The 22,015-nt window shown below is 45.5% G+C and carries 16 protein-coding genes and 1 pseudogene; 2 read left to right on the top strand and 15 right to left on the bottom strand.

Annotation, left to right across the window (positions count from 1 at the left end; genetic code table 11):
• Positions 1–482, bottom strand: a pseudogene (locus tag WG8_RS28310) (VWA domain-containing protein); the annotation flags it as partial.
• Positions 483–800: 318 nt separating this feature from the next.
• Here WG8_RS28310 and WG8_RS27385 point away from each other — a divergent pair.
• Both WG8_RS27385 and WG8_RS11055 read left to right on the top strand, forming a co-directional pair.
• Positions 801–953, top strand: a complete 153-nt coding sequence (locus tag WG8_RS27385; RefSeq protein WP_007430258.1) for a hypothetical protein — start codon at positions 801–803, stop codon at positions 951–953.
• The gene (locus WG8_RS11055) at positions 946–1,863 is read left to right on the top strand and encodes a hypothetical protein (protein ID WP_007430257.1); all 918 of its coding nucleotides are present in this window, start codon (positions 946–948) and stop codon (positions 1,861–1,863) included. The genes WG8_RS27385 and WG8_RS11055 overlap by 8 nt, the downstream gene beginning before the upstream one ends.
• A 116-nt stretch (positions 1,864–1,979) precedes the next feature.
• On the opposite strand, the gene WG8_RS11050 is transcribed toward WG8_RS11055, so the two are convergent.
• The 14 genes from WG8_RS11050 to alsK all read right to left on the bottom strand — a co-directional run bounded on the left by WG8_RS11050 (position 1,980) and on the right by alsK (position 21,906).
• On the bottom strand, positions 1,980–4,730 hold the full coding sequence (locus WG8_RS11050) for a PHB depolymerase family esterase (protein ID WP_007430256.1): 2,751 nt from the start codon (positions 4,728–4,730) through the stop codon (positions 1,980–1,982).
• Positions 4,731–4,978: 248 nt separating this feature from the next.
• Complete coding sequence (locus tag WG8_RS11045) at positions 4,979–5,317, bottom strand: hypothetical protein (RefSeq protein ID WP_007430255.1); 339 nt, start codon at positions 5,315–5,317, stop codon at positions 4,979–4,981.
• 126 nt (positions 5,318–5,443) lie between these two features.
• Positions 5,444–6,574, bottom strand: a complete 1,131-nt coding sequence (locus WG8_RS11040; RefSeq protein ID WP_007430254.1) for a bifunctional cystathionine gamma-lyase/homocysteine desulfhydrase — start codon at positions 6,572–6,574, stop codon at positions 5,444–5,446.
• A gap of 1 nt (position 6,575) precedes the next feature.
• The gene (locus WG8_RS11035; protein ID WP_007430253.1) at positions 6,576–7,499 is read right to left on the bottom strand and encodes a PLP-dependent cysteine synthase family protein; all 924 of its coding nucleotides are present in this window, start codon (positions 7,497–7,499) and stop codon (positions 6,576–6,578) included.
• A 267-nt stretch (positions 7,500–7,766) separates the two neighbouring features.
• Positions 7,767–8,645, bottom strand: a complete 879-nt coding sequence (locus WG8_RS11030) for a hypothetical protein (RefSeq protein WP_043890965.1) — start codon at positions 8,643–8,645, stop codon at positions 7,767–7,769.
• Positions 8,646–9,399: 754 nt separating this feature from the next.
• Positions 9,400–9,912: a DUF6630 family protein gene (locus WG8_RS11020; protein WP_007430252.1), complete on the bottom strand. Its 513-nt coding sequence runs from the start codon at positions 9,910–9,912 to the stop codon at positions 9,400–9,402.
• A gap of 21 nt (positions 9,913–9,933) precedes the next feature.
• Complete coding sequence (locus WG8_RS11015) at positions 9,934–10,788, bottom strand: hypothetical protein (RefSeq protein WP_007430251.1); 855 nt, start codon at positions 10,786–10,788, stop codon at positions 9,934–9,936.
• A 58-nt stretch (positions 10,789–10,846) separates the two neighbouring features.
• Positions 10,847–16,429, bottom strand: a complete 5,583-nt coding sequence (locus WG8_RS11010) for a DUF6531 domain-containing protein (protein ID WP_007430250.1) — start codon at positions 16,427–16,429, stop codon at positions 10,847–10,849.
• Between the two features lie 26 nt (positions 16,430–16,455).
• Positions 16,456–16,857: a DUF4280 domain-containing protein gene (locus WG8_RS11005; protein WP_007430249.1), complete on the bottom strand. Its 402-nt coding sequence runs from the start codon at positions 16,855–16,857 to the stop codon at positions 16,456–16,458.
• A gap of 18 nt (positions 16,858–16,875) precedes the next feature.
• Entirely contained in the window at positions 16,876–17,379 is a 504-nt protein-coding gene (locus tag WG8_RS11000; protein WP_007430248.1) for an imm11 family protein, read from the bottom strand.
• A 4-nt stretch (positions 17,380–17,383) separates the two neighbouring features.
• Entirely contained in the window at positions 17,384–18,544 is a 1,161-nt protein-coding gene (locus WG8_RS10995) for a pentapeptide repeat-containing protein (RefSeq protein WP_232289083.1), read from the bottom strand.
• Between the two features lie 7 nt (positions 18,545–18,551).
• Entirely contained in the window at positions 18,552–20,042 is a 1,491-nt protein-coding gene (locus WG8_RS10990; protein ID WP_007430246.1) for a contractile injection system protein, VgrG/Pvc8 family, read from the bottom strand.
• A 3-nt stretch (positions 20,043–20,045) separates the two neighbouring features.
• Positions 20,046–20,681, bottom strand: coding sequence for a hypothetical protein (locus WG8_RS10985; protein WP_007430245.1), 636 nt, complete (start codon positions 20,679–20,681; stop codon positions 20,046–20,048).
• Between the two features lie 289 nt (positions 20,682–20,970).
• Positions 20,971–21,906, bottom strand: coding sequence for an allose kinase (alsK, locus tag WG8_RS10980; RefSeq protein WP_007430244.1), 936 nt, complete (start codon positions 21,904–21,906; stop codon positions 20,971–20,973).
• Positions 21,907–22,015: the final 109 nt, after the last annotated feature.

The following is a 22,015-nucleotide window of genomic DNA, read 5'->3' as shown; positions in this document are numbered from 1 at the left end:
CTGCCTGTCGTTTTATTAAAATCGTTGTTGCCATCGGCCAGCATAACGATCATAGGCGCATGTCCGGCTGTTTTGCCATCCTGCAAAATGCGGATCGCTTCCTTGACGCCTACGGAGGTGTCAGTATACGCCCCCCGGTTCAGCCCGTCAATAAATGCCTTCAATTCCTGCTTATCCGCTTCAGACGTGATATTAAGCAAGGCTTTTTCGCGCTGTACAACATCCGTATATGCCACGATCCCAACCTTGTCGTTTTGCGTCGACAGCATATCAATAAACATTTTCATGGCTTCATTGCCAATTTTCCCAGGATCACTGGTGTTCATAGAATTACTTACATCGACAACCAGCACCGCATCTACCTTGGAGGCAGAGGGTGAAGCGGCATTCGCCGTCTGTGGCTGCCATGCCGAAATCGAAGTCATGATCATTGCACATATGATTCCGATGACCAAAAACCATTTTCTGTCTCTACTCAACATCGCTTGTACCCCTTTGCCGGTTTAATTCTCATTTCTAGAAACTTTTCACTCTAAATTACAGTTGTACTCCCCTACTATTAAATTATAATGAGTTTTACATGAGTGCCAGCTGAAAATACTGCCTAAGTGGTCATAATACCGCCAAGAAGCCTGTTATACCGCGAGATTTTACCAATATCCTGCAGTAATGATATAATTATACCCCAACCAGGGCAATCGGGCACCAGCCTTCTCCTTTATACGACAAAAATGACAGCAGTGAAACCTGCCCATGTAAAATATCAAAGTCAAAATCCAAGCAGAAAGAGGAAGTACACTATGATCTCATACGGATGTCTGGCGATTTTGTTTCTTTTTGTCGCCATTAAATTAATCATTTACTATATACATAAAAAACGTGCTCCGTTGATTACGCAAATCGACACCGAGCTGCTGGCACTGCTGAACCGGAGAAGTGAACGCAATGAATAGCTCCAAACAGGCTGTACAATTCCGTCCATTCACCCGCACGGAGCATGCCTTCCAAAAGCTGAGAATCTGCAGGCATTGCGGACAATTCACCGCCCTCTGGGAAGAAAAATGTACATCCTGCGATCGGGATACGCTGGTTCCTGTAGAGCAATACGCCAAGCTCAGTGCCAGACGTTATTTCCGTAAAGACCTCGCCGTTGGCATCATGCTGTTGGCCGCTGCTGTCTTTTTCGGTCACTCAACACAGCAAATGCTTCTGAGCGGTATTGTTGGTGCACTCCTCCTGCTGCCGTTGGTGCTTCTGCAGCAGCGTATTTATCCTTTTGAAAAGCGCAGACAGCTTATACGCCTGTTCAGAGGACGCATTTCACAGATCCATGAGGGACTGGGCGTCAATCATAAAAACGCGGTTGCCCTGCGACAGCTCAGTGAGCGTGTCTCCTATGAGATGCTGCGTGAGATTGCTGTTCTCATTCACAACGACCGGATAAGGCTCCAGCAGGTTGCCCTGCTGCAATCCTTTGTTCTGCGCAAAGATATGGAGTTGACCCTCGATCCTCTCCTGATCAAAAGCTTTGAACCGCTTATGGTCAGATATATCGGAGAAATTGCCAGATTAAATCGTGAGCTGATCAAGGATCGGACATTCCGATATGTCACCTTTTATGAGCGTCGCATTCTGGAAATGGCAGGAGGCGAGGATATTCTCGTCCGCGTAGCCAATGCGGCTGTCCGCAAAAAGCGTTACGTGGTTACCCATGCCGCATTTATTTCCAGATATGTACGCAAGCTACCCAAGGAAAGAGTCCAACGATTATATCATATCATTCAGGAAAATCCGTTAGAACCCTTCGGAGATTTGGCCGATGAGGTGAAGATCATGTACCTGATGGAGCAATATAAAAGCTAACCTGCTACAACGCCCTTTTATATATGACGTCATATCGATTGCAAATCACTGCAATAAATCAGAAAAAAACCGTCAGGATCACCAACGTGCCTCCAGACGGTTTTAATTTTGGAATTTTATAGGATATATGTGTCATGCTGATTGGATATAAAATTAAAAGCACGCACACCCTTGCTGTCATATACAATAATCTCCTTATTCAAATAAGGGTGCAAACCGTTAAAATAGCCGGGTATGATCAGCTTGCGCATAAACAGGTTTTTGCCTAGCATCCGTGGTGAATTGGTCGCTACGACAAGCATTTGTCGGTGTGCAGACCAAGGGCTAGGCTGAATATATGACAGACAATATTCCCCTGCTATAAAATCACCGCCCAGCGTATAGCCTTCCTCCGTACATACGAATTGCAAATTTTCCTGGTGTCGTTGAAGCAGCTCATGTCTGGTCAAGCCCGAAGCGATACAGATCAAATTGCTGTCAGCCAGCTCTTCCTCCGAAATGTCATGAGCAGACACAACAGGATAATGGACACCGATATAGGGATTCCAAGTCGCTGTCCGCGGACTGGCCAAGGCGTTCGCTGTCCGTTTCATCGCCTGCTCTTCCTCCGGTGTAGCATAGCTGGATGGAAGGACAATATGAAGACGGTCCATATAAACGTCAAGCACGCCCATACCGTGGCTCCGAGCATTTCTTCCTGCGCTTTTTATCCCACTTGTTCCCTGCTCGGTCTCTGTTTCTTTTGCAGAGCTTACATCGCTTCCTCTCCCCCGTTCAGCAATCAAACGGTATTCGGGCGAGGGGCGCTTCTGTGACTCCATTCTAACAAAGCGAAAGCGACTGTATTCCAGCAGATCCAACACGAAAATACGAGCTCCGATACGTACCTGGACCAGCTCCAAAGCCATGACTTCATGAGAAAGATGAATGATAAATTCGTCAGCGTGAACGGCCGTAATGTCCAATTCGCCTGTTGTGCTCATTTCACCGTACAGCTCAGCATATTCCTCGTGTTCATCCATTTTCGCCAGTTCCAGCCAATAGGCACGATTATGTCTGCCCCGTTCTGTCCGGTAGGCTATACGCTGAGGTGCGACATCTCTTTTCCATTGCATAAGCCAGCCCAGCACACCGTCCAGAAGCCTCAGCTCATGTGTGTCCCAGTGATTAGAGCAATGCTCCACTACACCTTTGAAATGGCTGGATGCAAGCTCAGTTGCAGGAGCCGTATACGCCTGATCAAACAGATAATCCTGCTCGCCAACGATGTTCAATATAGGCAAATTTGACAGATTCATTAGCTGCTTTGGATGCGGCGCACCTGCAATCACAGCAATAGCTGCAAAACGCGAAGGATACGCCTGTGCCATCGCCCAGGCCGCATAAGCGCCGTTAGAATAACCTGTCAGATAAATTCGTTCTTCGTCCACCGGGTACGATTGCAGAATGACATCCAACGCCTCCAGGAAAGCGGCTTCGCCAATATAACTGCCCAACGTTACGCCACGACACGAAAAAGTAACAAATATCGCCTCTTCCTCCCAGCCCTGCCCAAAATCACGTTGCTGGAAATCAGGCAGACCCAGCTCATACCGTTTGCCCGGCATCAGGACAATCAAAGGATACTGTCGTTCTGCCGAAAAGCTTCTTGGAAGCTGTAAGGTATAGCGCTGTAAGCTGTTATCCAAGCGGGAGACAAAAAAGCCTTCGCCAATCCCTTCAGGAGACACAAAGATGTTTTTTTCCTGAAGTGAGAATGAATGCTGAGACTGTTCGGCACATCCATATGTGAAAATTTGTTTTAATAGCTTGATATATTCACGCACAACCCGATAGTCCCAGATTTCAAAAGGATCTTCCGGCAAAGCCGTTAACCTTTTTAGTTCCTCCAGTAGACCTTCTATCTGTATTTTTCGTGCAGCATTGAGATTGAGAGCATCCCTGACATGAGCCTGCTTGTAGTGGTCATACTCTTCCTGCAAACCCTGCACAACGGCAGACAAAGGACGTACAAGTACCGAGTACACAAAATGGTGCTCTCCTGCCTCATGATCGTGATATGCAACCGTAAAATGCAGCATCCCTGTGTTCCCGGTCATTTCCTCATCCCAGGCATACCTTTGCTCCTGCTCCCAGGTCGCTTGAAACCGATCCAGCTTCGTTCCCGCATCATCCGTTACCTCGACCCATACCGTTTGATCTGCAGGCAGATCTACGCGATCCTTACGCAGCAAATAAAACGAGATCGGACTTTTTTCCCCTTCCCTCTCCGCACTTTTCTCAACCTCTAGCCAAGCCATATGAAAACGTATATTGCGCTCTACAAATTCACGCTGCAGCTCTGCCACATCTGGATGATCGCATATCTGATTTCCGCTAATACGAATAGAACGGGCTTCATCGGGAATAAACGCTGCGATGATGATCACTGTGTGATCGCCTTCCTCCAGATGCAAGCGAAAAGGACCGGATTCCGCATATACCAGCATGCCGTCTATCCAAATTTGTCCTGTCCCTTCAAACGGTCTGATAACGACTTCCTGTGCTGCCATACAACGAAGGTTGGAAACCAGCAAAAGCCTTTCTTGCTCGGCCAAAGGTGGGAAAACCCCTAAATTCAGTTCCGCGTTCCGGGGGTCCAGCTCGGTTAATAGTCGGCAGGCTGCCCTTCCCCCGGCTGAAAGCTCCAGTCCCTCTTCACATGCCCTTTCCAAATTCCAGTCTTCATGGGTGAAATAATTCGACCATTCCCTGCCCACACCGCAATTTTCCGGCAGCTCGACCGGACCGATTGCATAAGCAGACGTCAAACGAACCGGATGATCCGACAGCACAGTTGTTGCTTTTTCCAGATGCGTGAACCTCATAACATTCCCCCTCCAGGTTTTTGTTTCCTCGAAAGACGTAGCCGCGATATTCTTCCGGAAATTTTTCCGTTAACACTTAAAACAACTATATAAAACTATTCGTTATCATCTCTGTTTACTCCTCTGTTTTTCCAAAAAAAAGAAGCTGTGTATAAACAAAAAACGAAGAAAGCAGAGTGCTTCACTTCGTTATTAAAATGTCTATATTTAGTTGACTTTTGTCTGCTCATAACCTTCTATGCTGATGTTTATAAATGTGAATAGCTCGCTTGTATTTGCTTTTCCAACTTGATTTGTTCCAATTTCAGCTCCCAAATTTGTTCGCTCCACGAGTTTCGCTCCACCGCGTTATTACTATTTCGTAAAAGATCAAATAGCTCCAGCAGCCTGTCGTTAATCTGGTCAAAATGCCGCCATAGCGCGTTAATTTTAGAATCCTTAGTCTCCTTGCCGTTTTCCTGCAAATGATGCTGCAAGGCTTCCTTGAGCTCTTGTTGCCACTTTATATCATGTAATTGTTTCGCATAATTAAGAAGATCCAAATAGTCATCTACCTGCAGGTAACTGTGTGTTTTTGCCCGTCGCATATGCTCTCTCTCCTTATGATACATTCTATTACCGAGTATTATACTCGGTTTTTAAGGGAAAGCAACATTTTTGGACAAAAAAGAGGTAGCCTCAGCCACCTCTCTTAATCTTTACGTTTTTTGGCCCTACAATGCTGCCTGCAAGTCTTCGATCAAATCCTCCAGATCTTCAATCCCCACTGAAATCCGCACCAAACCTTCCGTAATGCCCAGCTCTGCACGGCGTTCTGCTGGAATCGAAGCATGGGTCATACGTGCTGGAACGCTGATCAGGCTTTCTACTGCCCCCAAGCTCTCAGCCAGCGTAAAATATTTCACCTTTTTCAGTAGTGCAGCTGCATTGGCATCGCTGCCTATATCAAAGGAAATAATGCCGCCAAAGCCGTCAGCCTGTGTTTTGGACAGCTCATGCTGCGCGTGGCTTGCCAGCCCAGGATAGTACACCTTGCTGACCTTTGGATGCTTTTCCAAAAAGGCTGCTATTCCCTTCGCATTTTGCTCGATCGCTTCCATGCGCAGACCCAGCGTTTTGATGCCACGGATCAATAGCCAGGAATCCTGCGGGCCGAGAATACCGCCAATGGCGTTTTGCAGAAAATGAAGCTGCTCGCCCAGCTCTTCACTGTTTACTACGGCCAGCCCGGCTACAACATCGCTATGCCCGCCCAAATATTTGGTGGCAGAGTGAATGACGATATCCGCTCCAAGTGTAATAGGCGTCTGCCAATAAGGCGTGGCAAAGGTATTGTCCACAATCAACAAAAGCTTATGCTTTTTCACCAACTCCGAAACTGCGCGGATATCTGTAACCTTCAACAGCGGATTCGTTGGCGTTTCCACATACAATGCCTTCGTATTTGGACGGATCGCTTTGGAAATGGCCTCAAGGTCTGTCGTATCCACGAATGTGGACTCGATCCCGATCCGACTGAGCACCTTGCTTACGATACGATAGGTGCCTCCGTATACATCATCAGTCAGCAAAATATGATCCCCTGCTTTAAACAAGGAAAATACCGCATGAATCGCTGCCATACCGGAACCGAAAGCAAAACCGCGTTTGCCTTCCTCCAGCTCCTTGATCAGCTCCTCCAGCGCAAACCGGGTCGGATTGCCTGTACGCGAATATTCGTAGCCCTTATGAACGCCGATTTCCTCTTGCTCATAGGTGCTTACCTGATAAATAGGAACGTTAACCGCGCCAGTATGAGGATCGGTAGGGAGCCCGCCGTGAATCAGTTTTGTTTTACGTTTCATTTTATATCCCGCCTTCATATATTTTTTTGCTCAGATAACGTTCGCTGCTATCCGGGAAAATGGTAACGATATGTGCACCATCCGGTGCGCTCTCTGCTTCCAGTAAAGCAGCATGCAGGGCTGAACCGGAGGAACTGCCGACGAGAATCCCTTCACGCTCCGCCAGTTCCTTGACCCGGTTGAATGCGTCCACGTCGCTAATGGTATGAATGGCATTAAAATACCCTTTATCCACAAACTCAGGGATCAATTCCATGCCGATTCCTTCCGTTTTATGCGGACCTGACTCGCCGCCATTCAAAATGGACCCTTCCGGCTCCACAATGACCGTTTTAATAGCTGCATTTTGCTCCTTAAGATAACGCGAGGTTCCCATAAATGTGCCCCCCGAGCCTGCTCCTGCCACAAATACGTCCACTTTACCGTCCAGATCATTCCAAATTTCAGGGCCCATTGTCGTATAATATGCCTCTGGATTATCCGGGTTGCTGAATTGACGTGGCAAGTATGCATCTTTGATTTCCGCAGCCAATTCCTTCGTTTTCTCGATGGCCCCTTTCATCCCCGCACTTGTCGGAGTATGAACGATACGCGCACCCAGCGCCCTCATCAGATCCTGTTTCTCTTGACTGAACTTCTCAGGCACAGCAAAAATAACCGAGATGTTATAATGAAGCGCCGCCATAGCCAGGCCGATGCCTGCGTTGCCTGCTGTTGCTTCAATTAAAGTCCCTCCTGGCTTCAGCTGACCTGTCTTCAATGCTTTTTCAATAAGAGCCTTACCCACCCGATCCTTCACACTACCGCCCGGATTCATAAACTCCAGCTTGGCAAACAGACGAATTCCCCTCGGAAGAGAATAGCTGTTCAACTCCACTAATGGCGTGCGTCCGATTAATTCAAGGGTGTTGCGATATACATTCATAATTTTCAAGCTCCTTTTAATAACGAATCCTAAATAGACCAATGGTCAAAAAATAGCAGGGTATTGCCGGAAAAGTTTACTTCTTTTCCCGAAAAACACAGTAATACGGTGTGTATTTGTGCAATAAGATTTTATGTGTAATTGGTGCATTTGTCAAATAGCAACATTCTTGCCCCATAGGGGCTTACAGAAAGGAGTTCCTGACTGTAAACCCTGCTTTTTTGGACAATTAATAACCAACTTTATAGCTTAATAACGTATTCCATTTCAAATCAAAGGACGATGTATGTTTTTCCAAAAAGGGATCATTTCCTTGGAAAATAATGAGATCGTCTCCAGCTGGCCGGGCTCTCCCTTACCATCCAAAGCTATTCCTAAATTAAAATATACTAAATAATTTCTATTCACAAAGACCTCTTCGTTTGATAATATCAAACTCTTAGAACCAGTCTCGGTTATCAATTCACCTTGCAAAATGACAGTCTGTTTTTTTCCCAGTTTTACTTGGATCAATTCGTCATTTTGATTATACCTTATCTGGATATCTCCCCGATTTTCTATCAAAATACCATTGTTCATTTTATTTATTTTCTCCGGCTTCCCTAAAATAGTTTCTATGTCTTTATGGGACATTTCAAAATGCAAAGGACCGACTGAAGTATAGGGAATAACATTATAAGTTATTTCATTCATTTCATGAGTAGATTTCAATTCAAGATAACGTACATTATACTTAATATTATCTTCATAAAAATTTTTGAATTTATCCGAATACATGGTAATTTCTATACCATTTCCGTTCTCTTCAAGTCCATTTATTGCTATATTGTAATGTGGGAAAATATAATTTCCTAAGTAATCCAAGAAAGGATTTTCTTTAGACAAAAACTGATTACTTGTGTTAATTAAATCTATCTTCTCATCTTCTAGTAGTATTAACTGAAAACCTTCAACAGATATCATCTCGACTTTTTTATCTACATAATGTAATTTGTAGCTTCCCCATTTCTCAATATACTCTTTGCCATTGATCTTATTCACCACTTTTTCTGAATCGATGCCCAAGATACTTTGTACCTCTTGAGAAGTCATTTTTAATTTCACATCACCTAAGCCAATTTTAGGGTCAATTTTTATTTCTTTCATAGCAACCTTAACCACCTTATTTAAATGATTTACTACTTCAGTACGCTTCTAGTCGATCCATCCATATTGTTATTCTTGAAAATTCTTGCTAATACACTATTTTATTCCACAAAAAACAGTTGCTACACCAACAACATTTATGTATAAATCAAGGCTATCTCTAAAGAACTACATAGAGCTTTAGAGATAGCCTATTAAAAAATATTATTATGCAGCATATTCATAAATTTGCTTCTTTAATAAATATTTTAGCTAATACATTTGGTAATCAGTTCTTCAAAGAGATTAAGGCCAAATGACAATTTTTTTTGTGAAGGCTTTTTTGAATCACTTTCCCACTCTCTATCATCAACTCTTTGAATTTAATCAAAAATATCTCTTGGTTTACTATTTCATTTTCAGACCATTCCGTTTCATCAATACAAATATCAACATAAAAAACTTTGTGTTTTGTAATATACCTCGCTTTTTAAACCCCGCTTTTGTCGTAATATTGAACCAATTCACCATTTATACATTAAAGATAGTCAATTGAGCTAATATTATCTCCAAAGTCAACAGGAACAAACGTGGAATCTAACTGTTTTCTTAAATTAACCACTAATGGCATAATAGTATTACTTATATCAGAAGTGCCTCCTAATCTAACACCAATATTTATTTTCAGTGAGAAATCACTCCTTTCTTGAATGCTTTTTTAGCATCGGGATTCCAGAGATTTGTAAAATAGCAACATATTTGCCCCGCAGGGGGCTTACAGAAAGGAATCCCCGATTGTAAACCCTGCTTTTTGGGACAGTTGCTTGATGCCCTCTATTTCAATCTCTGGAACTGTAATTAGAACAAAGCTGTCACTATCTATATCTAAATAGGCAAGGGATACAGCGATACTTTTTAACCGTCTTGCTGCTTCATTCAGAAACATTTCGGTGGTCCATTCCGAGTAATTCTTTCCTTCAAGCTCTTTCCAATTCACTGAAGGAAAATGTTTTCTCACAAGTAGACCGTCGATCACATCACAGACGAAGGTTCCCTTTTCTTTCCAATCTATTTCAAAAGCTAAGTCATACTCAAGCAGGACGTCAACCAGTGCAATCCAAACAAAGGTCCTATCAGCAACCTCTATTCCTCTTTCATTCAGTCGATCTTCGTATCGTTCAAAGTAACTTTCAGGCTCTTCCAGCGCCAACTTTACATCTTCCAGAACCTTCTCCTTCAGATCATACGCCAGCTTTTCACTAAGTTTCAGCATCGCCGCCTTGTTCATAAGCTGCCCGTTCCTTTCCCCTTATCTAATAATCCGCTGCCAGTCGGGAACCTTCTCATGCTGGAGAACATATTGTAAGATTTCATCTGCGTCCACATCATAGCCGGGTCTCTCTTTTGGAATATGTCCTAAAGCCGTTTGCAGAAGAGGATGCTTAATAGAAGGTGTCTCTAATCCTTCCTGTTCCCTAATCATTTGAATGCAATAAATATCGTATGGAATATGCACAAAAGACAGTATTTCTTTGGATTTCTTTGGTGTGTCACTCGCACTATAAATATGAAAGTCACATACTTCGTAAAGCAGTTCCTCTAATTTCTCAGAATCATTCCAGTGCTTCAGCAACCGCTGATATACATGATCCTCAGGTAAAATATCGAACAAAGGTGGCATTTGCCCTGTTTTCCATTTATGATATAAGCATGTCATGAACACATGATGTGTTTTGTTTTCTGCATAGAACTCAAGATCCTTTGCAAATAATTTGTTTGCATACTCATAGGTCAACTCGGCTATATCTTCATAATTCCAAAGCACTGATAAACCAATAAGACCTCCAAGTTGCCAGGCACTTACTCTTCCACTATTCGGTACGCTTTTAATAATTTGTGTCAGCCATATGATCTGTTTCTCTATCAACTTCCATGCTTCCGCTTCTCCATTAAAAATTTTATTTTTTGCGTTTTGTTCGAGATGTACACCTATTAAATAACCAAGAGCTAATGCCAGTTCATTTCTTTCCTTATCCATAATCTTTTCATCAATGTCTTCTTTGACATCAAGCAAAATTTCTTCAATTTCCTCTTGTGGAATTATAGTCTCTTTATACTCCTTAATAGCTCTATTGAAATACTTTATATACATTGAGTAATCCAACTCGTCATTCCTCATTTCATAAGCAGGATATATTCATAATTTATGATTATCATTAAAATCAAGGTCTATTCTGACACCATTTTTTTATTTTTTTATAGGTAGCTTGAAGTGAGCTGTCTACTTTATAATGGACTTCATAGCTAGACATACCGTAATTATTTATTGCTTTTTTTATTTTTTCTACAGTTTTAATCGTTTTCCGATCTACTTTCTGCCCTCTCAATTTCCCGTCATTTTGAATTTCATTAAATATATCCTTGATATAATCCCTACCTCTTTGCTTTCTACTCAACCTAGAAGAGTTCGCCTTCACTTCAAAAATTAAAACTTTATTTGTGCCCATATGCTGAGCGATAATATCCGTTCCATTATTGGAGTTATTTTTTATTTCCATAAAAACTTTATATCCATATTGCTGTAGCTTGTTCTTATACGCTTGTTCAGCAGCGTCACCCTTCAATGTGTTAAAAGATGTTAGACCTAATACATCTACCCAACCACTAGGATCATGTACATAACCATATAAGACAAATCCACCACTTATTCCAATAGGGTCCTGCTGTGTATACATCCCTTCATGCGGAAAGTAATACCTGAACCGATTATAATACAGCCCTGTCTCTTCATCCTCGTATTGTCCAGGGTAACGGAATGGACAATCGCCGCGCTTGCCTTGCAAATGAACTTTTTGTACGTTTCCGTAGATATCAAGCTCGCTTGCCCATACCCGACTTCCGGCCTCATCATACATTTCAACCGGAGTTCCAAGGTGATCGGTCACAATGCTGTAGCTGTCTTGTCCCGTAATCTTCGCGGCAGGATGGAATGTTCCGTCTTCAAACACCCATGTAATAAGGCTTTCAGGGATAACGGAGGATGAAATGCTTTTCGCTGGCTCACCATTCCGGTTGCTTGCTAATGATGAATCTTCCTCTTTCCATTCATGCAGTATATTATTTCCATCCCACACAAAACAGTCTACCACACCGGCAAAATGCTTCTCAATTCGCCTGCCCATACTATCATATTTAAATGTAACTTCCTGACCGTCCGGGCGGATGACCTTGCTCATCATTCCGTTACCGTAGTATTCATATTGCCAGTGTGTGCCATCCGGCTCTGTTTTATGGATCAGGTTTCCTTCTTCATCGTAGCTGTAATGAATCCCTTCATACTCCAGCAGCCGTCCGCCGGAGCCGTATTTGCGATCGGTCTTTTGACCTGTAGTGTATAAATTGCCTACTTCATCGGACATACGGAATATTTTGCCGAGCGGATTCGCAGCACCGATCAAGGTATCGAACTCATCATGAGCATACCTCGTTTTCTCGCCAGTGATCCCATTAACAATCATTTTAAGACGATTATTGACGTCCCATTCATATTTTTTGGATCGGCTCTCGCGGCCCCCTGTCCTGATGCTATGCTGCTCCGGCCGTCCAACCACATCATACTGCCATGAACTGACCACTCCGCCTGGCAGCAGACGTTCCAGCTCCTGTCCAAGCGCATTATATTTCATCTGAGCCATCCAAGGGGCTGCTGCCGTTTCTGCTTTGTCCGCAGTCTGCTGTGCCTGCACCCGGCTGACTTGTCCTAACAGATCACGCTCCATGGTGATGGACGCGCCGAGACTGCTGCTGATTTGCAGCCGATTCCCTAACGTATCATATTGACTTGATATCCAGTAATCATCCCGCCATTCCTTCACCACACGTGCAGCCTGATCATATTCCAGCTTCACGGTAGTAAATGGGTTCGATGTTTCTACCAGCTCACCCATGCGATTATAAACAAACGTTTCCACCAGGCCATCGCTATATTCGGCGCGGTTGATACGACCTGTTTGATCATATTCATAGCTCGTCCATCTTTCATCGGGACGCTCAACTCTTTGCAGTAGTCCGCCAGCACTGCGAATATACCGCCTTTCGATCCCGTCAAAACCTGTTTCGCGCGTAATTTGCCCGTTCGCATCTCGTTCCAGCATATAACGCTCACGCTTCTCATTGACGACCTCGATCAGCTCATTTTCCTGGTTATAGACGAGCTCTATCCGTCTTCCCTTTTGCTCGCTCCACTTCATGTCTCCCAGCGGAGTATGTCCAAATGCAATCCGGTGCAGATGATCCTCAGCCAAAACGATATCGTCATATGCATTATATTGCAGCTTCATGACATTACCGTCCGGCATTTCGGTCCGCACCACCCGTCCCAGTGCATCATAGACAAAGCATTGCTTGGCGCCCAGCGGATTGATTTCCTGCTCACATTCTCCACGCTGATTGTAGCTCCATTGTCCACTCGTACCATCCGGCAGGGTCACCCTAACCAGATTATCCTGCTCGTCATATGCCAGCTCCGTGATGGCGCCTTGCGGATTGTGCACTTCACGGATGCGATGCTGTTCATCATAGACAAAACGGGTAACCGTCTCATCTGCTGCAATAGATTGGACCACACGTCCGTCGACATCATAAATCCAGCTTCGTAACCTTCCCTCCGGATCTGTCATCTGCTTCAGGCGTCCGTCTGAGTCATACGAATACTGCCACTTGCCTTCATCCGGCTGTGTCTCTTCCACCATACGACCGAATGCATCGTACGCATAGCCCGTCACTCTGCCATCCGCATCTTCGATGCGAAGCAGCTCTCCGGTATCGCTATACAAGTAACGAATTTCACCGCCCAGAGGATTCAGGATACGTGTACAATAATATTCCGGTGTATACTCATACCTTGTTACTTGACCTTGGCTGTTGGTGACCTCATTCCATCCATTAAAATAGGCAATGCGCCCTTCCAGCAAACCGTCATCTCCATAGGTGTGAATGCATCGTGCCCCAGTGGTAGGACCATCATAGCGCCAATGAAAGCTATAACCGTTGCGGTCCTTCTTTTGGATCATCAAATGACGGTCGTAGTACATATACGTTGTTTGTCCAAGTGCATCCGTCACGGCAGCAAGATCGCCGACTTCGTTATATTCGTACTGAACCAATACATCCCGCTTGAGAACCTCACCCTTACGGCTGTCGTCTCCTGAAACATACACATGAGTTACACGAGTAATTCGTCCGACATGGTCTGTATCGATTTCAAAAATCCGGTCTACGCTATCTGTAACCTGCTGCAAAAAGCCTTTTTCATTATAAGCTAACGCAATATGCCGTCCGGTTTCCAGCTCGATCCGCTCCAAACGGAACCCGCTCTCTTTTCCCGTTTGTTTTCCAAAGGAATACGTCAAGCGGCTTTCTTCCCCTGTCAGCGCATATCCTGCACCTTGACGGCGCAATACCATTTTTTCAATCGGATTCCTTGTTTCCGTCAGGCCATGGTACAGGCGCTCGAACGTGGCGGCTCGTCCATCTCCAAGCAGCACACCGATACAATCATCCAGTACCTCCAGGCGCATATCCAGCACATGATGCACTCCATGCCCTAGCCAGCCTTCATGGTGGCTGTCACTAATCCAGCGTCTTTCCCAAGATAGCGGCAAGGGACCCGGGAATTCAAAATCACTGGCTTCGCTCACCATACGTCCGGTGATCAGGTCCACAGGCTCAAATCCCCATTGGCAAAATTTATCTTTTAACCCCTTGGTACATTCAAACTTGCTCAGCACCTTATGATTCAATTGGGTAAGCCGTTTGCTGGCACCCGATTTTTCCAACGCTTTTTTCATTAAATTCTTACTTCGTTCCGCAATTGCTTTTTGCATGTCATCCATGCGCTTGGCTAGCTGCTTCTGGAGTTCATCTGCCTGATGCTTGAGCTTACGTGCGCCTGCGAGCACCTTATTCATCGTATTTTTGCCCAGCTTAATTGCGTTTTTCGCCGCAGCCCGACCGATTTTGCCCGCTACCTTCCCACCGGCTTTGACCGCTGCCTTCGCGACCGTTTTGGCTACCGCCTTGGCAGCTCCTTTGGCCGCCAGTTTCGCAGCACCGAACATGGAGCCGCCAAACGGGATCATGGAACCAATCGACAGCGCCGCACCCAGAAAATCTCCACGACACAGGCTGACCACTGCACTTGCTGCACCTGCAATCGTTCCCAAGCCCGGCACCATGCTTAGTACATCCAGAGCCGTACCAAGCTTCTCAAGAAAAGAATCTTTTTCCTTATCGCTCTTGGCTTGTTCCGCCGCGGGATCACTTAACGCTTCATACGCCTGTTTTTGTGTTCCCGTCATAATTACATTTGGACCCATTATTTCAGTCTCATCATGCATCATATAGCTACTGTTTCCGGCGACCAGCCATAATTCTTCCTCTGCCTGCACGCGAAACGCCTTCATTTCGGAAAATTCAATTTCCTCCGGAGCCGTGACCACGATATCTTTATCGCTCAGAACCGTAATCCCGTCCTTTTCACTGATGTTAAAAAATAGTGCTCCTTCCTTGGCTGTAAATGAAATATCGGTGGTACCCAGCTCAAACTCTTTGCCTCCGCCTGTTGAAAAGGATTTGACCGTTGAATCCGCCATTTTTTGATTTGCTTTCTGAGCCGATTCGCCTTGTGCAGAAAACGGGGTTCTTACCGAGTTAATGAGCATCGCATCGGATTCAACAGAAGTAGGGAAATACAGCTTGATCCGTGAACCGACAGGTGGCATAGCATGAAAAATATTACTGGTGGGCGAAGAGTACGGAAACCATACCGCTTCATTTTCCGGCTGCTCTCGGTCAATATCCAGATGGACTTTGGCCTTCTTCACGCCTATTGCCAGAATCTTGCCTTCCATGCCCAATCCGGCCAGATTTTCATTATAACGACGATTGGTGCGAAAGCCTGCTGGAGTCGTGCATGTGTAGTCAAACTCCATCACTCCTTTATCGAGCTGGCCCTGAACACCAGCAATGACAAACGCGCGCCCGTCGAATTCAATTTCCCAGCCCAGTTCCAGCCATTGATTCGTCGTTAATTGAAAACGGGTAAAATCGTCATTACTGAACTGCTCGCCTTGCGTTTCCAATGCATTCAGAAAGATATCCCGTTGATGCTCAAGCTGATAGGAGCCTTCCTTTAATTGTAAATACCGATTTCCCGTCGGGGTTCCGATCCAGATTCTTGGAGTATGATCATTAACGTCCGGTGTTACGTGTGCTCCTGCAATCGAAGCGACCCGCTGAATAAATTCCCAGTCCGTTTCTTCGTATTGCAGCAATAGATTTCCCAGCGTCGCTCCTCTCTCAAAAGCATCCGTTTCCAAAAAGCTGGAGCCTGGATGTGCCTGGAACACCTCGTGCAGCACATCCGTGTAAAGCATATCGGATTTCTGAAAGGAACGGCTTTTACGTTCAATATCCAATTGATAACTATGTGAAATGATGTCTACACATACGGTATGTACACCCTCAGCCTTTACGTCGATCACATGCAGCTGTCCCAGAAATAACGGGTACTCCCCTGCTCCGGGAACAGTTAAATACAGGCCTGCCTGATCGCGGTGGCTTCCGTGCCGAAGCAACTCCTTGCTGTCCTCCTGACTCATAATGCCCTGTAACTGTAGCGTGGAATGAACACCCGGGAAACGATGCAGCTTTACCTTTTCCAACCTTAACCTTCCATAGGGCCATTTGAGCAGCAAATTTTGTACAGTCAGGTCAGAAAAGTGGTCTGTCTGGTTGGTTAACATGCTTGTTCCTCCTTCATCCTGTCTGTTTATCCTTTCTGCTGCCCATCATCGGCTATATAAATAATCCCTTGCGGATGTTTCATACACATGACATAGGAGTCACTCGTCAGAACGGCTTTTCCATCGATGAGCACATCATTTTTTCCATTCAGCCACTCCATATTGACCTGGGGCTGGCACGGCTCTCCCAGTGCTTCACAGACCCCAAAGGTCGCAGGAATGTTGACTATATTTTTGCTATCCCCTACATTCATCAAGGGCTTGCCCTGAATGTAGGCGCCGTGACACATGGGCAAATTGAGAATATTCGGATTACTGCCACACTCACACTCCAGCACGGCCCCTCTAACCACATAGCTTATGGAGGGATCGTTACCGACCTCTACTGCCGGATCGGAAGGTTTGCTAAATGCTCTAAAACTAGCCATAAAAATAACTTCCCCCTTTTATTCCATCGTTTCATCAAGTTCAACCGGAATGCATTGAACCCCCGTAAAAGCACGTCGAAATAAACTTTCAGAAATGTCCAGACGAATAATCAGTACGTTCTCCCGCAACCCGGCAACACGAAAAATACGCTCATTTTTGATCCTGCGCTTGTTTAAAATAAGCTGTTTGCAGTTGCCGTTCATATCCACGTCAGCCTTTTCAGACAAGCACTCCACATGGGGTGGCTCCATGAGCCAATAAGTACGCTGTTGCTGTGTGCTGCGCTCGGTGAGAACAGCCACTTGAAAAGATACAGACGGATCACATTTCTCAAGCCATTCCTTCATGGGATGAGATACAAGCCAGCGAGGTTCTTCCATAAAATCGAGATAAAGCGGTTCGTCCCTGTTTTCATCCACAAAAAATTGATTTCGTTCCTGAAACTCGGTATTCCGGCCCACTTGCTCCAAGGACAATGGTTGCTGATAAAGGGGGTCCTGTTGCAGTTGAAAATAATACACGGGCTTATTCCCTCCCATACTCAAGGTGACGCACTTGGACAAAGTTTCCCTGCTCATCTTCTTCCATCCACATAATCTGCTGTTTTTGTTCCTCGCTAAGTGACCATGAGGCGGACTGGGAAGCAATGACCTTGGCTCCGTTCATATTCGCGTTTTCAAAACAGGCATGTGTAAGATCAGTAAACAACAGATTGGCATTTTGGAGATTGGCGCCAGCAAAGTTAACACCAAAAACCCCCAGCACTTGACCTTCCAGAATAATCGGTTCACCTCCAGCAGCTTCCTGAAAATTAGCCCCCTGTAAGTCACAGCCGCTGAAATTGGCATCATAGATCACACTTTGGGCCAGATCGATCTGCTGCATTCGGCTATTGCTAAAATCAACCCCGACGCAAATGCTTTTTCGGAAACAACAATTAGACAAGTGAGAGCTAGTCAAATGGGTATAAGCCAAATCACTGCTTTCGTAGTCTCCGCCACCAAGATGCACTCCCCGCCAATCCTGATAACGGTAAAGCGATCCATCCTTGCTTTCCAGCCATTGATGCACAGCTGCGGCATCCACAGGTTCGTTCAATTCAACCCAAACATCCTCGCTCAAATCCATGTATTCTCCAGCACGTATGCGAAAATCATCTGCGCGTCGGACCTGCTGAAATTCTGCGCATGCCGCCATACGCGAAGCCATGGCCCGAACGATATGGACAACATATTGACCAGCCACTGCCGCATCTTCCATTAGAATACGGAAGCTTTCGGTATGCGGGATGTTCTTGTCCACCAGTTTGCGGGTTGATTCAATCGCTTGGTAATAGGTTGTTACATGATCGGAAAGCCAAGGCACTTCAAAAATCTCCATACAGGACGTTCGATCCAGGTACCAGGTATCATCATAAGCCTCCAGACTGCATAGCATCTTTCCCTGTCTCAGCCAAGACCGCAGCCAGGAGACATGTACAAAAGCAATAGGCCGTTTATTGCCTGCTGACTGCATCGCCTGAATTTTTACACATAGCCTGCGAAAAGGCTCCATCCATTCATCGATCAAGCTGCCATCTTGAAATCGGGTACGAACCACTGTACCAAGCTGGCGGATCAGCGCTTCCCGGCGGGATTCCACTTCTTGCTTTAGCCATAGCTGTAAAGATTGCTGCTGCAATGTCATTCCTCCCCTAGTTTTGGTGTACCTGTGTTCCTTTGATGTCCACCAAATCTTCCAGAACCAACGAGCTTCCCTTCGAGGTCATTTCTATTTTTTCCTGAGCCGAGATTGTCACTTTTTTGGAGGTCAGGATCACCTCTTCTGTTGCTTTTACGTTGACATTTTTGCTGCTGGTTATGGAAATTCCATCTGCATCACTCAGGAGAATCGACACCCCGTCCCCTGTAATGAGGATGTGATCCGGTGCGAGAACGATCATTTTTCCGTTAATTGTTTTGATCGTCTTGATTTTAGGATCTTGCATGGGATCGTTTCCGCCGCCTCCGGCATTCGCCCCGCCTGATCCTTTACTACCCGATGCTGCAGTCGCACCGCCGCCGCTCCCTTGAGGACCTTCAGGCTCCGGCTTTTGTACCGAACTGATCGCAATCGCATCCTCCTCCTTGTGCGTAGGGAAATAAATGCGAATGTCATCTCCTATTTCCGGCATACAATACCAGCCTGCGTTATCTTCTGAAGCGTAGATCGTAGAGTAGGGAAACCAAAAGGCCTTGTCAACATCCTGGGCTGAATCAATATTCAGGTGCGCTTTAATTAAATCTTTGGCCACAGCAATGACCTTGCCTTGCAGCGAAACGCCAACAATAGGCATGTTATATCGTTTCTGCTGGCTGGCACCCAAACGCGAAGCCAACGTATATACAGGCTTTAACAGTCCATCTTCCATTTCAATCTGTACTCCGTATACAACAAGCTGCTGCTCGTCAAAGCCGACCTCCATTCCAATATCCAGCCACTGATCCGTTTCCACTTCATAAAAAATACAGTCGCTTTCCTGCAAAGTGGGAATTTGTCCCCGCACCGATTGCTGAAAAAGCTCCATTTGCTTGCGAACACGATAATGAAAAGCACGTACTTCTCCTTTGTAGCCTAAGGAAGGAATACCAAAATGAACCTTCGGCGTATCAAAGGCAGTGGCTGGAATCAATCCCGTATAAAAACGGGAGGCCATTCGCTTTAGAAATTCCCAGTCTGTTTCGCGATACTGCAAAATCACTTTCGCAATAGCAGCACCATTCGAAGCCTCATCCACCATTTGGGCACCACTGTAATCCTGTACGACCTGATCAATCAGCTGCGTATAGGTCATTCGAATATCCTGAAATGTTCGTTCTTTTCGTACAACATCCAGCTTATACGACAGGGATACGGCTTCAATTTCGATGTGATACACATTTCGCACCTGATGAACCTGTATATTTCGAACCATGCCTTGAAACAGCATCGCCGCATCCATTTGATCACCCTTGAGTCCCACGGAGATATTTTGTTCGGCATGACTCATTTTCAGATACTGGATGCCCTGTTCCTCCTGCACGATACCCTTCAAACGGAGCGTAGCGTGCTCATTAATCTGCTTCACAATGACAAGCTCCTGAATGGAGTCAAATTTAAAGGGTGCGATTTCAATATCCAGGTATGTAGCGTAATTTCGTTCCACCTGCTATACCTCCTGTTCTGCCTTTTTGTCCACAATATGCAAGGTATTCATGATTCCGTGGGCAATAGGTTGCCACTTTTCCTGATGATGCTCCATACAATTCAATCCAAAAAATACTCCCTTCCCATCCAGCTCAATGAAAAAAATACCGTTATACATCACACCGTCCAGCACCGGCACTGTAAATTCATAAAATCCCATCTTGCGCTGACTCACCTCGCGGACACCTTCGCCAATCCATCGGGCATTGGGCTGCATCCGCTTCAGCATCGTGCTCAGGTCTTTCACAAATGACTCCATCTCGTCGTTCACCAATTGATTGTTTGTTGCATTCACACTCAGATTAATCTCCAGCGTCTCATCCGTAAATATCGTTTGTGGACGACGATCGGCAGGATATTTCATTTTGGCATAATCGTCCGGCAATGGGACAAAAGAAGCAGGTACGAACATATAAACCCTGCCAGGTACAACCTCCTTTGCCTCAAAATGAATCCGTTCATCCCCTATAACAAGCTCACCCTCTTGAATCGAAGAGCTGATATTCTCATCAGACAGTGCGTTCCGCGCCGATCTCTGTTTCTCTTTTTGTTCCTGATCGGCAATCATCTTCAACCATTGTTCGTCTATTCGGCCCATATTCTCCCTGCTTTCTGTTGTGTATTTTTCGTCATGTCACAGCCTTATGTAAGTCATATGTGTCGTCTTAAGTCTTTCTATGTCATTTTAAATCTTTAGAGGATAAATTTACTATTGTACAAAGGGCTAGTTTTTGGAAGAGTTCTAATACATAAAAATGTATAGCGTCTAGGGGATAATACCCATTTCCAAATCCCCACACTTCTTTATGCAAAGATTGAACTAATAAAAGAAAAAAGAGGCTATTTGCCAGTCTGGTCAGACCAGCGGAATAGACCTCTTCGTGATATCACTTTATAAGCGCCGGGGAATTCCCCCGCCAGGCGCGGTAACCGGCGCCGATGACTCCGGCCTCCTGGTTGTCCTTAGCATAAATATAGTTCAGTCCCTCGGCGGGAAAGGGCTTGCGGGCGTGGCTGTATATTTTCGCCTCAAGCTCTTTTTTCGGGAATCCCGACATATGCAGTACGCCGCCGCCCAACACAATGTAATCCGGGTCCAGTATATTGATTTCTGTGGCTATCACCACCGCCACCGCTTCGAGAAAATCCTGGATAATCTCATGGCTCCCATACTTCACGAAAATATCCCCAAACGGAGTTCCGGCAAAATGAAGCTCATGCAGCTCGCGCAGCCGCTTGCCCGAGGCATACTGCTCTATGCAGCCCGGATTGCCGCAGCTGCATAAATCCTGCCGCCCCAGCACAGGAACATGTCCCAGCTCTGCTGCCGATCCATGCTTGCCGGCAATGAAGTGATCCTCGTAATAAATCGAGTTGCCGAAGCCTGTACCAAGATAAAAGCCCACTACAATGCCTCGACGTTCCAGTTTATGCGCGACGATCTCGGTCAGCAGCAGAAAATTCACATCATTATCCAGATAAACAGGGATGCCCAGCGCCGACTCCAGCGGATCAACCACATTCACCTGATTGAAGCCTTCAATATTCGGCGTCGAATATACGGTCTTCTTGTCTTTGCTGACCACGGATGGAAAGCCGATGCCGATCCCCTTAATCTCAGCCTCCGGATGCTTTTGAATATAAGAAGTAATATAGTTCCGCAGATTATCCTGGGGCTCCCCTTCTGCATATAACAAACGGCTGCTCTCGATATGAAAATGGCGCAGCTCCCCCATCTCGGACAATAGTCCGATACGAAAATTCGTTCCGCCAATATCGATTCCGATAGTGTATCCCCCTTGTATACGTTCATTGCTGTCCATACGCTAGCATCTCCCATCCGAATTGCCTTGAAACGCTGCGAGGTCTCTCCCGATCGCTCTCATACAAATGGCTCCTGTCTCTCTTGATAGTAACTTAAATAGTATCTTA

This window comes from Paenibacillus sp. Aloe-11 (genome assembly GCF_000245715.1).
In the GTDB taxonomy this organism is placed as follows: Bacteria; Bacillota; Bacilli; order Paenibacillales; family Paenibacillaceae; genus Paenibacillus; species Paenibacillus kribbensis.
This window is presented reverse-complemented; position numbering and strand designations above follow the sequence as displayed.